This window comes from Streptomyces sp. T028, from assembly GCF_048159505.1.
Classification (GTDB): domain Bacteria; phylum Actinomycetota; class Actinomycetes; order Streptomycetales; family Streptomycetaceae; genus Streptomyces.
The window spans coordinates 41,070-54,547 of the sequence record NZ_JBLRVZ010000059.1; the positions used below are offsets into that span (position 1 = coordinate 41,070).

8 protein-coding genes and 2 pseudogenes are annotated in these 13,478 nt (G+C 69.7%); 3 read left to right on the forward strand and 7 right to left on the reverse strand.

The window, feature by feature from the left end:
- Positions 1-28: 28 nt before the first annotated feature.
- Together ACLZN2_RS44105 and ACLZN2_RS44110 are read right to left on the reverse strand one after the other, a co-directional pair.
- A complete protein-coding gene (locus tag ACLZN2_RS44105; RefSeq protein WP_416985444.1) occupies positions 29-505 on the reverse strand; it encodes a hemerythrin domain-containing protein in 477 nt (158 codons plus the stop codon).
- A 152-nt stretch (positions 506-657) separates the two neighbouring features.
- A complete protein-coding gene (locus ACLZN2_RS44110) occupies positions 658-1,869 on the reverse strand; it encodes an MFS transporter (RefSeq protein WP_416985451.1) in 1,212 nt (403 codons plus the stop codon).
- Positions 1,870-2,201: 332 nt separating this feature from the next.
- Here ACLZN2_RS44110 and ACLZN2_RS44115 point away from each other — a divergent pair, with 332 nt between their 5' ends.
- Positions 2,202-2,645 carry a pyridoxamine 5'-phosphate oxidase family protein gene (locus tag ACLZN2_RS44115; RefSeq protein ID WP_416985445.1) on the forward strand — a complete coding sequence of 148 codons (444 nt, stop codon included), beginning with the start codon at positions 2,202-2,204 and terminating at the stop codon, positions 2,643-2,645.
- Here ACLZN2_RS44115 and ACLZN2_RS44120 read toward each other — a convergent pair.
- Entirely contained in the window at positions 2,599-3,621 is a 1,023-nt protein-coding gene (locus tag ACLZN2_RS44120) for an Acg family FMN-binding oxidoreductase (protein ID WP_416985446.1), read from the reverse strand. The two genes, ACLZN2_RS44115 and ACLZN2_RS44120, sit on opposite strands and share 47 nt — an antisense overlap.
- Positions 3,622-3,857: 236 nt before the next feature.
- Between ACLZN2_RS44120 and adh the strand changes: the two genes are divergently transcribed.
- Both adh and ACLZN2_RS44130 read left to right on the forward strand, forming a co-directional pair.
- Entirely contained in the window at positions 3,858-5,375 is a 1,518-nt protein-coding gene (gene adh / locus ACLZN2_RS44125) for an aldehyde dehydrogenase (RefSeq protein ID WP_416985447.1), read from the forward strand.
- An 821-nt stretch (positions 5,376-6,196) separates the two neighbouring features.
- Positions 6,197-6,994, forward strand: a pseudogene (locus ACLZN2_RS44130) (IS5 family transposase).
- A gap of 323 nt (positions 6,995-7,317) precedes the next feature.
- Here the strand turns inward: ACLZN2_RS44130 and ACLZN2_RS44135 are convergent.
- The 4 genes and pseudogenes from ACLZN2_RS44135 to ACLZN2_RS44150 form a co-directional block, all read right to left on the reverse strand.
- A complete protein-coding gene (locus ACLZN2_RS44135) occupies positions 7,318-10,512 on the reverse strand; it encodes an RICIN domain-containing protein (protein ID WP_416985448.1) in 3,195 nt (1,064 codons plus the stop codon).
- 83 nt (positions 10,513-10,595) lie between these two features.
- Positions 10,596-12,338 (reverse strand): amylo-alpha-1,6-glucosidase, encoded by a 1,743-nt coding sequence (locus tag ACLZN2_RS44140; protein WP_416985449.1) that lies wholly within the window; start codon positions 12,336-12,338, stop codon positions 10,596-10,598.
- Between the two features lie 80 nt (positions 12,339-12,418).
- Positions 12,419-13,231, reverse strand: a complete 813-nt coding sequence (locus tag ACLZN2_RS44145) for a carbohydrate ABC transporter permease (protein ID WP_416985450.1) — start codon at positions 13,229-13,231, stop codon at positions 12,419-12,421.
- A pseudogene (locus ACLZN2_RS44150) lies at positions 13,228-13,478 on the reverse strand (sugar ABC transporter permease); the annotation flags it as partial. The pseudogene ACLZN2_RS44150 and the gene ACLZN2_RS44145, both read right to left, overlap by 4 nt.

Here is a 13,478-nt window from a genome sequence, read left to right on the forward strand (position 1 = left end):
GGGTCCGCCGCGGGAGCTGTGCGTGAGGTCAGGCAGTCGGCCGGGACAGCGCGCTGCCCGCCTCGGCACGGACCTTCTCGACCGCTTCCCACTCCTCGGTACCAAGGACCGCGAGCGCCGCCGGGAAGACGCCGTCCTGCTCCTTGAGGATGTGGTCGCGCAGCAGGGCCATCGCCGAGGTGAGGCGATCCGGCCAGGTCGGGTCCGAGGGTGTGACGCCGTCGGCGGCCTCGGCCAGCACCGCCTCGATGCGGCGGTGCTCGGCCTCCAGGGCGGCGATCTGCTCGGGGAACTCCTCGGCCATGGCGGGGAACAGGCCGTGCTCCTCGACCTGCGTGTGGGGGCCGAGCACGGTGGCGATCTGCCGGGCGGTCCGGGCCATCCGGGCCACGTCACCGTCCTGGTGGGCGGGGCGGAGGTGGCTGATCAGGCGGACGACCTCGTCGTGCTCACGGGTCAGTTCGTCGATGGACGCCAGGGACTGGCAGCCGCAGTACTCGCACATCGGTGCTCCTCCTTCACCCGTTCCGTTTCGCCCCTCGTCCGGCCCGTCGTCCGGTTCGCCCGTCGTCCGGTTCGCCCGTGGTCCGGTTCGCCCGTCGTCAGGTTCGCCCGTCGTCAGGTTCGCCCGTCGTCAGGCCATCCGGCCGCCGGTTCTCACGCCGTGGTGTGGGCGGTGCGGTGCCCCTGCCCCCGGCCGGTGCGCGGTGCCTTGTCGCCGCCCTGGACGGCGGAGCGGACCCCGGTGAGGGTGAACGCCAGGGCCGCGGCGGCCACGATCGCGAGCAGGGCGAGACCGGCCGCGTACGTTTCGTACTCCCCGTACAGAGAGCCCATGACCAGCGGCGGCAGGAAGCCGCCCAGTCCGCCTGCGGCGCCGACCACGCCGGTGACGGAGCCGACCTGGTTGGCCGGGGTCAGCAGGGCCACCAGGGCGAAGGTCGCCCCGCTGCCCGCGCCGAGCGCGGCGGCCATGGCCAGGAAGGCGACGGTGCCCACCGGTGCCAGAGCCGGGGTGAAGGACTGCGCCACCGCGCCGGCCACGACCACGGCCAGCGAGCCGGCCAGCACCCGGACCGGGCCCAGCCGGTCCGACAGCCAGCCGCCGATCGGGCGCATCGCCACCGCGAGGAGCACGAACCCGGCCATCCTGTTGGCGGCGTCCGCCTGGGTCAGGCCGTAGCCGGTCTTGAGGTAGGTGGGCAGGTAGACGGAGAAGGCGACGTAGCCGCCGAACGCCACCGCGTAGAGCGCGGACGCCTGCCAGGTGATGCCCAGCCGGGCGGTGGCGGCCAGCCGGCGTCCCAGCGGCTCGGTCGGCACGGTACGGCCGGGCGCGTCGCGCAGCAGCAGCGCCGCGACCACGGCGTACACGGCCAGCACGGCGGCGGTGATCAGGAACGGAGTCTCCATACTGTTCGCGTCGACCAGCTTCACCGTGGTCAGGGCACTGATCGCGGTGCCGCCCATGCCGGCGCCGAAGACGCCGATGGCAAGGCCACGCCGCTCGGGCGGGAACCAGGCGTTGACGAACGGCACACCGACGGCGAACGCGGTGCCACCGATACCGAGGAAGAACCCGCCGACCAGCAGTGCGGCGAGGGAGGAGTGCCCGGCCAGGCCGAGGTAGAGCACCGGAACGATGGTGACCGCCGTGACGATGGGGAACATGACCCGGCCGCCGAACCGGTCGGTCAGCGCGCCCACCGGGATGCGTCCCAGGGAGCCGACCACGACGGGCACCGCCACCAGCAGCGACTGCTGGAACGACGACAGGTCGAGGCTGTCCTTGAACCGCGGGCCCAGGGGGCTCAGCAGCGCCCAGGCCCAGAAGTTGACGGCGAAACCGATCGTGGCCAGGGCCAGCATCAGCCACGCCCTGCCGGGCACCGGAGCGCCCGAGGGTGAGCTGTCGCTCTTCGACTTCAACGGCTGGACCATGTTGTCCGTCCCTTTCCTCTGCGTGGTGGCTGTGCGGGTGGTACTACGCCACCGGGGTCGCATGCCACGGCAGGCCCCTTGCCTGCCCAACGGCATCCCGTGACCACGATCCGCGTCCGGACTCCGCGACAGCATGGGCCATCAGTCCCGGCCGAAGGACGGACAGGTCCCCCCTTCGTCCCCGGACGACCCGTGGGTGCTGTCTGGGGTAGGGCCGATCGGCCCTACCCCAGACAGCACCCACGGGGGACGATGGGCCGATGTTCCAGGGAAACGGCTTTCGCGCACTGGACCGGCAGGAGTGCCTGCGCCTGCTGGCCGAGGTGCCGGTCGGCCGTGTGGTGTACACGCGACAGGCGCTGCCCGCGGTCCTCCCCGTCAACTTCTCCCTGGACACGGACGCCTCCGTCCTGCTGTGCACGTCGTCGGCCTCGGACCTCGTACGCGCCGTCGACGGCTTCGTGGTCGCCTTCGAAGCGGACGAGTTCGATGGGGCGACCCGGTCCGGCTGGAGCGTCGTCGTCACCGGACGGGCCACCGTGGTGACCGATCCCGCCGAGCACGAGCGGCTGTCGCGGACCGGCCCCGGCTCCTGGATGCCGTTGCGGGACGAGGTGTTCGTACGGATCGAGTCCGAGATGGTCACCGGGCGGGAGCTCAACGGGGCGCTCGGCGGGCGGTCCCTCCCGCGTCCGGCCCTGTGACGGAAGCGGGCACGACGTCCGCGGACGCGCGCGGCGTACGAGCGCCGTCCGGGCCGTACCCGAAGCGGATCAGCAGCTGTGGCGAGCACCGCTGCCTCGATCCGGCCATCGCCTCCCGCAGATCCGGCCACTCCATTGTCTGGTGCAGCATCGAGGTCCGCACGCCGTGCGCGGTCGCCGTGAGCAGCACGCGCTGCAGCGCCTGCCCCGCGCGCAGCCAGTCCTCCCGCCGGTCGTAGGGCGTCCACAGCAGAGCCACCTGGACGTGGCGTTCGAAGCGCAGGACGGGCAGCCGCGGCGCGGGCAGCGCACCGGTGAGGTCCCGCACGGGGACCCGCCCGGACGCGTCCCGCGATCCCAGGGCGGTCACGGGAATGCCGTAGGCGGCATCCGTTCCCGGTGCGGTGATCCAGGTACGCGCCTCGGCCGCGCGGGCCGGGTGGACGGAGTTGCGGAACTCGGCCGCCGCCGTCAGGCGCAGCAGCCGCCGGGTCGCCACGATGCCGGGCACGTCCAGATGCGCGCCTTCGGCCGCGGCCGAGCTGATCATCTCGTTCACTGTCGAGTCCGGCACGGTACGCCCGGTGAAGGGCATCCGGCTCGTGTGGCGTCGCTCGATCGCCCCGTACAGCTCGCGCACGGACGGCTCCCCGCCGGCAGCGGTTCCGGTCAGTTGCACGGTGGCCAGCAGGTCGGGATCGTCTCCGGCGGCACGCGGCCGGACGACGGGGTCCCAGCCCAGGTGCTCCGCGGCCACCCGGAGGTTGAAGACGGCCGCGCCCACCGACAGGTACTGGGCGCGCAGCTGGGGATCGGCTGTCGGCAGCTGTCGCCGCCGGTCGACACGGACCAGGATCGACCTGCTGTCCGGGTCCAGGCCGAACCGCCAGGGCTGTGTGTTGTGGATCGACGGCGCGGCCACCGCCGCGGCCAGCAGTGTCCGAACGGCTGGGGCGTCGACTTCCCGGGTCTGCATCACGGCTCCTTCTCCAAGTTGCCCTCCGTTCGGGCAACTCTGCGCCGCTGTCCCGTTCGTGAGGAGGGTTGACCGGCCCCTGCCGCGGGCCATGCGGCCTTGGTTCGGCGCCCCGGGTGCCGCGTGCCGCGCCCGCCAACCTCGCGCCAACCTCGCGGGGCGACAGTGAGGCAGACCACGACGGCGTGGGCCGTCGTACCACTGTCACCCACCATCGCCCACCGAGGAGAGCCGCCATGGTGTACGCACAGCCGGGAACGGACGGCAGCATCGTCAGCTTCGCCCCGCGATACGACAACTTCATCGGCGGCGACTGGGTCGCCCCCGTGGAGGGCCAGTACTTCAAGAACCACTCGCCGGTGAACGGGAAGGTGTTCTGCGAGGTCGCCCGCTCCTCTGCGGCCGACATCGAACTGGCCCTCGACGCCGCCCACGCCGCGGCACCCCGGTGGGGGCGCACCTCCAGCGCCGAACGCGCCAACGTCCTGAACAAGATCGCGGACCGTATCGAGGAGAACCTCCAGAAGCTCGCCGTGGCCGAGACCTGGGAGAACGGCAAGCCGGTACGCGAGACGCTGGCCGCCGACCTTCCGCTGGCCGTGGACCACTTCCGCTACTTCGCCGGGGTGGTCCGCGCGCAGGAGGGCAGCCTGTCAGAGATCGACGCCGACACGGTCGCCTACCACTACCACGAGCCGCTGGGCGTGGTCGGCCAGATCATCCCGTGGAACTTCCCCATCCTGATGGCCGCGTGGAAACTGGCACCCGCGCTGGCCGCCGGCAACTGCGTGGTCATCAAGCCGGCCGAGCAGACCCCCGTCAGCCTGCTGCTGGTGATCGAGCTGATCGCCGACCTGCTCCCGCCCGGCGTGCTCAACATCGTCAACGGCTTCGGAGTCGAGGCGGGCAAGCCGCTCGCGTCCAGCCCGCGCATCGCCAAGATCGCCTTCACCGGTGAGACCACCACCGGCCGGCTGATCATGCAGTACGCGAGCGAGAACATCATCCCGGTCACGCTGGAGCTGGGCGGCAAGAGCCCGAACGTCTTCCTGCCGGACGTCATGGCGGCCGACGACGACTTCCTGGACAAGGCCGTCGAGGGCTTCGTGATGTTCGCGCTCAACCAGGGCGAGGTGTGCACCTGCCCGTCCCGCGCACTGATCCACTCCTCGATCTACGACGAGTTCATGGCCCGCTGCGTCGAGCGCACCGAGGCCATCGTGAGCGGCGACCCCCTCGACCCGGCCACCATGATCGGCGCCCAGGCCAGCGTCGACCAGTACGAGAAGATCCTCTCCTACATCGACATCGGCAAGAAGGAGGGCGCGGAGCTGCTCACCGGCGGCACGCCCCGCCCCGTCACGGGCCTGGAAGGCGGCTACTACATCGAGCCGACCATCTTCCGCGGCACCAACGACATGCGGATCTTCCAGGAGGAGATCTTCGGCCCGGTCGTCTCCGTCGCGACGTACGACTCACTCGACGAGGCCCTGAAGATCGCCAACGACACGCCGTACGGCCTCGGCGCCGGCGTGTGGACCCGGGACGCCAACAACGCCTACCGCGTCGGCCGCGAGATCAAGGCCGGCCGTGTGTGGACCAACTGCTACCACGCCTACCCGGCGCACGCCGCCTTCGGCGGCTACAAGGGCTCGGGCATCGGCCGCGAGACCCACAAGATGATGCTCGACCACTACCAGCAGACGAAGAACCTGCTGGTGAGCTACGCGCCGAAGAAGCTGGGTTTCTTCTAGAGGCACGAAAAAGGCGCCTGACCTGGGCTTTTGCCCGCCAGGCGCCTTCCCCTCGGCCGGCCCAGAGCACGGACCGACTTGCACGATAACTCCCAGTTCCTCCCACCGCTGTGCCGCTCCTGACCCAGTGCTTCCGGACCAGTCACGGACCAAACCCCGACTCACCCTGAGCCGGTTGGCCTGCTCTCGGACGCCGTCCAGGAACTTGGCGTAGTGGCGGAAGAGGACCTCAATGCTCTGGCCCGCGCGACGAGCGCACTCGGCGGGGTCCACACCGGAGTACAGCCAGAACGAAATCCCGGCGTGCCGGAGATCGTAGGGCCGCTTGGCCAGCTTGGAGGCGAGTTCTGTACGGGTCAGGACGTACTTCCGTGCCCGCGCCCACGTTGCGCCATAGGCAGCTGCGTCCACGTAGTTGCCGGCCTGGTTCCGGAACAGTCGGCCGTCCGGCGCCACGCCGAAGCGTTCGATGTGCGCATGGAGCATACGCACGAACTGCGGCGGGATGGGCACAGGCCGGGTCGCGGTAGCCTCGCGGCGCTTGAGGGAGTGCACCTCGTGCGCCGAGCCACCGTCCGTCCACTCCTTGCCTGAGGTGACGACGCCACCCGAAAGGTTGAGCATCCCCCCATCCGGAGTCGGGCAGATGGCACTGTTCGAATCGGAGATGAATGACCTCCGCGGGCCGCATGGCCGCGTAGTACATGCAGCCGAAGAACGCCTCCAGGTGAGGACCGCGCCATCGCTGCTGGACAACGGGCGACCTGGGTTGGATTAGAGGTCATCTCATTTGGAGTTACCGGTAGCCTGGTTGTGTGTTGATGGTCGAACGTCTGGTGCCGGACGGGCTGTGGGAGTTGTTCCAGCGGGTGGTTCCGGATGTGCCGACCCGCCCGCAGGGCGGTGGCCGGCGCCGGTATGGAGATCGTGAGGTGCTGGCCGCGATCATCTTCGTGGCGACCACGGGCTGCACGTGGGCGCAGGTCCCGCCGGTCTTCGGTCCGTCCGGCGCCACCGCTCACCGCCGGTTTATGGAGTGGTCGAAGGCCCGGGTGTGGGCAAAGCTGCATCGCCTGGTCCTGGACGAGCTCGGTTCGCGCGGCGAGCTGGACTGGTCGCGGTGTGCGATCGACTCGGTGAACATGCGGGCCCTGAAAGGGGGGACCTGACAGGTCCGAATCCTGTGGATCGGGGCAAGAAGGGATCGAAGATCCACTTGATCACCGAGCGGACAGGATTGCCCGTCTCTATCGGCATCTCGGGTGCCAACCTCCACGACAGCCAGGCCCTCGAACCACTCGTGCGCGGTATCCCGCCCATCCGCTCCCGTCGCGGACCTCGCCGACGGCGACCGGTCAAGCTCCACGGTGACAAGGGCTACGACTACAACCACCTGCGCCGATGGTTACGCCAGCGCGGCATCCAGCATCGCATCGCCCGCAAAGGCGTCGAGTCCTCGAAGAGGCTGGGTCGGCATCGTTGGACCATCGAACGCACGATGTGCCTGGCTCGCCGGATGCCGTCGTCTGCACCGCCGCTACGAACGCAAGGCCGCCCACTTCCTGGCCTTCACCAGCATCACCTGCACCCTCATCTGCTACCGCAGACTCGCCAAATGAGATGACCTCTTAACGCACCCGGAATGCCGGGACGGCCAGAAGCGTCCCGGCCGACGGCCGTAGGACGTCGAGGACGACACACGTCCCGGTTCCCTCTTACGAACCACCTTGGCCGGCATCGCCCCGCCTGCTACACACGCGACCACGGCAGAATAGGCCAGATCGACGCCGAGCGCCTCGCCAGCCGCGGACCTCTGGTTCGCCTCCGGGAGCATGCCGTCGGTCACGCGGGCACAGCTGCGGTACGGGTTGCGGGCCTCCGGCCTCCTCCGGCGTCGCCGCTGTTCGCCGACGCCGGAGGAGGGACGGGAGCCGCCGTCAGCTCAGTCCTTGCCGGTGAGCCTCCAGATCTGGTTCTTCTTGGTGGTCAGGGCGCTCGCCGCGTCGCAGGTCCACTGGTGGATCTTCGCGCCGGTCGCGGTCGAGATATTGCTGACGTCGACGCACTTGCCGCTGTGCGAGGCGACCAGCTGGTAGTCGTGGCTGTTGCCGAGCGCGGTCACGGCCGCCAGCTTGAACCGCTGGTTGGTGCCGCCGGTGCAGGTCCACTGCTGGACGGCGGCGCCGTTGGCCGTGGAGAAGGCCGAGACGTCGAGGCACTTGCCGCTGGAGTGGTTGACGACGGTGTAGGTGTCGCTCGTGCCGGTGACGGGGTGGAAGTCGAAGATCTGCTCCGAGCCGCTGCCGCAGGTGTTCTGCTGGTACTGGGTGCCGTTGGCGGTGGACTTGGCGGGGTCTTCGAGGCAGAGCGAGCTGTGCTGGGCGACGGCCGTGGAGGAGAAGCCGGTCGAGGCGCCGATGTGCAGGCTCTGGGGGGCGAAGGAGACCTGGTCGAGGTGGGGTGCGGAGCTGGAGCGCAGGGGCTCGCCGATGTCGGTGCCGCCACCGGAGGAGACCAGGCCGATGGTGGTGCCGTCCCAGTTGTAGAGCTGGGAGGCGGTGAACTTGACGGTGTTGGCGCCCTTGGTGAGGGTGACGGGGACGGTGTAGTTCTGGAACTGGTTCCAGTGCAGGGTGCTGGCGAAGTTGACGCGGGTGGCGGTGCCGCCGTTGACGCTGACGTCGGCGTGCTCGGCGTACAGGTCGGGGTTGTAGTGGTTGGAGGGCAGTTCCTCGCCGTTGGCGTAGCGCATGGTCATGGCGTAGGTGCCGGCCGTGGGCGCGTTGACGTTGAGGGTGAGGGAGTTGGCGGTTCCGTCGCCGATGCCGGTGACGACGCCGCCGTTGGCCTGGCTGTAGGTGGTGTCGGCGGCCGCGGCGCCGGTGAGGGTGCCGTTCTCGGCCTGGTAGGTGACGACATTGCCGGTGGTGACGGTGTCGGTGGCGCTGAACGGGGTGACGGCGAGGTCGTCCAGGGCGAGGGTGCCGCTGGTGCCGGTCACCTTGATCTTGTTGATGCCGGCGTTCAGGTAGACCCGGTTGGCGGAGGTGGACCAGGCGTCGGGTGTCGCGCCGGAGAGGGTCTGGTCGTCGGCGGTCTTGCCGTTGACGGTGAGGTCGGCCTGGCCGGTGTTGCGAAAGCGGGCCGTCAGGTCCGCGTAGCCGTCCCGCACGGAGTAGACCCAGAACGTGGCGGACTTGCCGGAGGTGAGGTTCACCGCGCCGGCGCCGGACTGGCCCTGGGAGGTGTAGGCGGCGGTGGCGCTGTCGGAGAGGTCGGCCTGCTCCGCCTCGTAGAGCGTGGTGCCCTGGACAGCCGTGTCCCTGTACCGGAGGTCGATCTTGTCGACGATGGCGTCCCCGTCGGTCGCCGCGCCGTTGTCGCCGGTGGTGGCCAGGGTGATGGTGTGGCTGCCCGAGGTGAGGTGCACGGTGGTGTCGCTGTGACCCCACACCACCCACTGGAAGCCGACCGGTATGTCGATCCTGGTGGAGGCGCCGCCGTCGACCCGCATGTACACGTTGGTCGGGCCGTTGACCTGGGCGTCCTTGGCGTAGCTGTTGCCGAACACCGAAAGGTCGTAGTCGCCGGTCGTGGGCACGGAGACGGGGAAGGAGATCACCGTGGTCGAGCCGGTACGCAGACCGCCGACGTCCTTGGTGCCCGACGTGGCGAACTTGTCGAGGCGGCTGGTGGTGCCCTCGGTGTTGATGTTGTAGCCGCTGCCGCTGAGCGTGGCGTTCTCGGCCTCGTACGTGCCCGTCCAGGTGCTGTCGGAGGCGGTGGTGCTGCCGGTGCCACCCGGGGAGACGATCACCTGGTACGCGGACATCGCGTCGAGGGTGATGGGGACGGTGATCGAGCCGTCGGAGCCCACGGCGACGTCGGCGTCGGAGAGCCGGGTCGGGGTGGCCGCCGCGCCGATGTAGCCGCTGTAGCGGTCCTGGAACACGCTGACGTGCACGGTGCTGCCGAAGACCGCGGGGTCGATGTTCTTGATGACGGTGTTGGAGTCACCGCTGGTGCCGCCGCCGGCGAGGATGACGCGGGCCTGCTTCTTGGCCGTGTCGAGGCTCGCCAGGCCCTGGAGGGTGTACGCGGCGTTGGACGCGGCGCCGTCGACCTTGACGGTGTTGCCGCTCATGGAGCCGTACCAGTTGTACAGCCACCACTGGGCGTTGGGGGTGTTCTGGGCCGCGGCGGAGTCGCCGAGGTTGCCGTTGATGTTCCAGTACGGCAGGTTGCCGTCGATCTTCTCGTCCTCGAGGGCCGCGATCCACTGGACCATCTGGCCGGGGTCGGTCAGGTGGTAGCGGAACGCGTACTCGTTGAGGTTGATCGGCAGGTGCGTGCCGATCCCCACCGAGGTCTCCGCCGCCCGGTAGTTGTCAGTGGTGGTGCGTACGTCCGCCGGGCTGCCCAGGGTGTGCCAGGTCATGATGTCCGGCAGGCAGTTGTTGGTCTTGCAGTAGGTGAGGAAGCCCTTGTAGGCGAACTCGGTGTAGCTGGAGAGGTTGGGTCCGGCGATCCGCGCCGCGGGCCACAGGCCCTTGATGAAGTTGTACGTCTGGAGCCACTCGGCGTTGAAGTTGGCCAGCGGCGTCGACTGGGTGCGCATGCCCTGGAACCACATGCCGTCGGGCTCGTTGTAGGGGACGAGGACGACGCGGTCCGCGTAGGAACTGGCCAGCACCTGCTCGATCTCGGTCTTCATGGCCGCCTGGTAGGCGGCGTAGCTGGTCCGTTCGTAGCTGAACGTCCGGTACACGTCCGTCATGTAGATGTAGACGTCCTCGCCGCCGCTGTCCGCGAAGGGCTTGGCGATCTCCAGAGCGTCCGAGCCCGGGTGCTGCTGTCCGTCCTGGGCCTTGGTGTTGCTGGTCTTCAGCCCCATCCCCTCGATGAGGTTGTTCGTCGGCACGTCCTGGCCGTACAGGCCGTACAGCGCGCCGGAGGCGCCGCCGTGGAAGGCTCCGGTGGTGGTGCCCAGGTCGACGGTGAGGGTGGGGGTGGCGGCGGAGGCCGGCGTCGTCGTCACGATGGCGACACCGGCGATGACGGTCAGCGGGACCAGCGTTCTGGTGATGCCGTGGAGGAGGCGTCTCGTGGTCGAGCGCCGTTGCCCGAGTCTTCGCATGTGCTCACGTTCCTTCAGGGATGGGCTTGTTGTTACTGCGCCGGCCCCCGTGCCGGACGTGTGGGTGGGGTGTCGCTCGCGGTTCAGGCCCCGGTGGTCGTGCGGTGCTGGTGGTCGCGGGCGAGGAGGAGGTAGCCGGCGGCGGTCCAGGTGTAGGCGCGGTCGCGCAGGCCGGTGCCGCTGAGGGCGTCGAAGTTCTCGGCGAACCCGTGGGTCTCGCACAGGGCGCGGAAGCGGGCGCTGATGTCGTCCGCGAGGCGCTGGTGGCCCGCGCGGCGCAGACCGTCCTCGACGAGGACGGTGGCGGGGGCCCAGATCGGGCCGCGCCAGTAGCCGTCGGCCAGGTAGTTCGGGGAGGTGGGCAGTTCGGTGGCGAGGCCGTACGGGGTCAGGTGGGCCTTGATGTGGTCGGCGAGCGCGCTGCCGACCGCGGCGGGCAGGTGCTCGCCCAGCGTTATCGGCATCAGGTCGAGCAGGCTGGCGCTGCTCCAGGTGTCGCCGGTACGGGCCCCCCGGGCGACGAACCGCTCGCCGTTCCAGAGCTGGTCGAGCAGCGCGGCCTGGATCTCCTCGGCCACCCCCGTCCACCGGGCCGCCTCGTCCTTCTTTCCCAACTCCTCTGCCAGGTAGGCGAGTTCATGCAGCTGAAGGACGAGAAAGGCGGACAGGTCGGCGCTGACGATCACCCGCTCGGGGTCGAAGGTGGTGGCGTTGTCCCAGCCGCTGTCGTTGCCGTGCTGGTAGTGGGGCAGTTCGTCGCCGGGTGCGCGCCGCGCGGTGAGCCAGAAGTCCGTCCAGCGCTCCAAACGGTCGTACACCTCGGCCAGTTCGGCCTGGCTCGGAGGTGTCGGCAGGAGGCGGCGCAGGTGGCCGAAGGCCCAGCCGTGGATGGGCGGTTTGACGAAGTTGTGGAGGACCTCGGAGTGGGTGACCGAGTCGGGCAGGGCGCCGCTCTCGTCCTGGTGGTCGAAGGGCAGGTGGAACTGGTCCCGGGCCAGCTCGGGGCAACCGGGGGCCAGGGCCAAGGCGTTGAAGCAGTGGTCCCAGCTCCAGACCTTGTCCATCCAGTGCTTGGACATCAGCACACCGGGCCGGGTGACGAGGCCCTTCGCTCCCACGGTCGCCGACCAGACGACGTAGGCGGCGAGTTCGGCGGCCGGGGTGGCGTCCGAGCGCCAGGGGGCCACCGCGTCGACGAAGGCGGCGAAGGATCTCTGCGCGGTCTCCACCACCTCGTCGAAGGCCGTCGATGACGCGTACGCCGGGCGGGCGGTGTCGAGTTCCTCGATCGCGAGCTCCCAGACTCCGTCGTTCTCCGCGGCCACGACGAGACCACGGTCCGCGCCGCCCAGCGCCTGGGCGCCGTCCGGGCCGGTGACCTTGCCGGAGAGCACGGTGACGCGGTAGCGGCGGCCGGTTTCGTACGACGTGAACACGTGCGCGCCCGTCGCCGGATCGTCGAAGAAGTACGTCCCGCTGAAGGGGGTCAGGACCCGCGCGGCGGCACGGACGCCGATGCCGAGGCCGCTCCCCCGCAGCCGTACGGTGTCCGGCGCCCCGTAGGCGAGGTTGACCCACCCGCCCTCGCCGATCCAGCTGAGCAGGCCGGGAGTCGCCTCGACGCGGGTCTCGGCACGGTCGCCGGTGGCGGGGTCGAGCGGGACCAGGCGCAGGACGGCGTGCATGCCGTTCTGGTGCGAGACGAGGTGGAGGTCCTCGGTGATCGTCTTCTCCGCCACCACGGGGGAGATGCCGAACCAGGCCCCGTGCGTACTGAACGGGATGTCGTGGACGGAAAAAGCCGGACCGGGTCGGACGGCGGTCATGACGATGACTCGTTTCTGAAGCAGGGGCGACAACCGGCGAGGGCGTGGGCGGCTCGGCCGTCGTGACAGGGGTGAGGGGCTCAGTCCTTGACGGCGCCGGTGGTCACGCCGGCGGCGACGTAGCGCTGGGCGAGGACGAGGATGACGGCGGCCGGCAGAGAGGCCACGACGGCGGTCGCCATGATGGCGTTCCACTCCTGGTTGTTGTTGCCGATGTAGTGGTAGATGCCGAGGGTGATGGGCTCGTGGGCGCCGCCGTTGACCAGGGTGTTGGCGAAGACGAAGTCGGACCAGGACCACAGGAACGCGAACAGTGACACCGTGACGACGGCGTTGCGGCTCATCGGCAGCACGATCGACCAGAAGGTGCGCAGGGCACTCGCGCCGTCCATCTGAGCGGCCTGGAGGAGTTCGCCCGGGATGCCGGACATGAAAGCGGTGAAGATGAGCACCGCGAAAGGGACGGCCAGGGTGGAGTCGGCGACGATCAGGCCGGGGACGGACTGGAGCACGCCGAGGCTGAGGTAGATGGCGTAGAAGCCCATCGCCATGATGATGCCGGGGATCATCTGGGCGGCCAGCAGGACGAAGCTGAGCAGGCCGCCACCGCGCGGGCGCAGCTTGGCCAGGGCGTACCCGGCCGGCGCGGCCAGGGCCACGGTCAGCACGACGGTGCCGAGGGCTACGACCAGGCTGGTGCCGAGGTAGGGCAGCTGCTCGTCGAGGACGGTGCGGTAGCCGGCCAGGGTCCCGTGGGTCGGGAACAGGTCCGGCGGGCTCTTGCGCATGTCCTGGTCCCGGGTGAGGGACACGTTGACCATCCAGTAGACCGGGAAGAGCATGATCCCGGTCAGGAGCACGCCCACGGCCGTCTTCCACCAGGTTCGGTTCATGACAGCGCCTGCTTTCGCTGGACTCGGACGTAGACCAGGCCGAAGACAAGGGCGGCGACCACGAGCAGGTTGCCGACGGCGGCTCCCGGGCCGAAGGCGGGCAGCAGGTTGCCGAAGCCGAGCTGGTAGGACCAGGTGGCGAAGGTGGTGGACGAGTCCGCCGGGCCGCCCTTGGTCATGATCCAGATGATGTCGAAGACCTTGAGCGTGTAGACCAGCCCCAGCAGCAGGGTGATCGCGGACACCG

Coding starts and splice junctions, on each gene's coding strand:
- ACLZN2_RS44105 (WP_416985444.1), bottom strand. CDS start 505: ATGTGCGAGTACTGCGGCTGCCAGTCCCTGGCGTCCATCGACGAACTG.
- ACLZN2_RS44110 (WP_416985451.1), bottom strand. CDS start 1,869: ATGCTGGCCCTGGCCACGATCGGTTTCGCCGTCAACTTCTGGGCCTGG.
- ACLZN2_RS44115 (WP_416985445.1), top strand. CDS start 2,202: ATGTTCCAGGGAAACGGCTTTCGCGCACTGGACCGGCAGGAGTGCCTG.
- ACLZN2_RS44120 (WP_416985446.1), bottom strand. CDS start 3,621: ATGCAGACCCGGGAAGTCGACGCCCCAGCCGTTCGGACACTGCTGGCC.
- adh (WP_416985447.1), top strand. CDS start 3,858: ATGGTGTACGCACAGCCGGGAACGGACGGCAGCATCGTCAGCTTCGCC.
- ACLZN2_RS44135 (WP_416985448.1), bottom strand. CDS start 10,512: ATGCGAAGACTCGGGCAACGGCGCTCGACCACGAGACGCCTCCTCCAC.
- ACLZN2_RS44140 (WP_416985449.1), bottom strand. CDS start 12,338: ATGACCGCCGTCCGACCCGGTCCGGCTTTTTCCGTCCACGACATCCCG.
- ACLZN2_RS44145 (WP_416985450.1), bottom strand. CDS start 13,231: ATGAACCGAACCTGGTGGAAGACGGCCGTGGGCGTGCTCCTGACCGGG.